Source organism: Metamycoplasma neophronis (assembly GCF_006491995.1).
Classification (GTDB): Bacteria; Bacillota_I; Bacilli_A; order Mycoplasmatales; family Metamycoplasmataceae; genus Metamycoplasma; species Metamycoplasma neophronis.
In genome coordinates this window covers 1-686 of sequence record NZ_VHHP01000027.1, presented here as the reverse complement: position 1 = coordinate 686, position 686 = coordinate 1, and the positions used below count along the sequence as shown (strand labels likewise).

Below are 686 nucleotides of genomic sequence, written 5' to 3'. Positions count from 1 at the left end.
GAGCATCTCCTGGGTCTCGGCGATCCCGCCGATGTTGGACCCGGCCAGGCTGCGTCGCATGAGCGCTAGCGCGAACGCCGGCACGGCCATGGGGTGCTCGGGGATACCCAGTTCCACGAGTGTGCCGTCGACGTCCAGCAGGTTCAGGTACTGGCCGAGGTCCAAGTTAGCCGAGACGGTGTTCAGGATCAGGTCGAAGCCGCCGCGCAGCTTGCGGAAGGTGTCCGGGTCGGCGGTCGCGTAGTAGCTCTTGGCCCCCAAGCGCAGACCGTCCTCCATTTTCTTCAGCGATTGGGACAGCACCGTCACGTCGGCGCCCATCGCGGCGCCCAGCTTGACGCCCATGTGACCCAGTCCGCCTAGGCCGATGATCGCCACCCGCGTGTTCGCCCCGGCATTCCAGTGGCGCAGTGGCGAGTACAGCGTGATGCCCGCGCACAACAGCGGCGCCGCCACATCCAGGGGCAGCACGTCGGGTATGCGCAACACGTAGTTTTCGTCGACGACGATCGCTTCGCTGTAGCCGCCCTGGGTTGGCTGGCCGTCTTTGCCGATCGAGTTGTAGGTGAAGTTTGCGCCCGGCTTGCAGTACTGTTCGATGCCGCGCGTGCAACTGTTGCACTCGCGGCACGAGTCCACGAAACAGCCAACCCCAACGCGGTCGCCCTGCCGGTACTTGGTCACCT

The 686-nt window shown here is 65.5% G+C and carries 1 protein-coding gene; it reads right to left on the bottom strand.

Annotated features, from left to right (window positions below):
• Nucleotides 1-686 (bottom strand): NAD(P)-dependent alcohol dehydrogenase (locus tag FJR74_RS08350; RefSeq protein WP_140915064.1); only part of this gene is annotated, 686 nt, incomplete at both ends.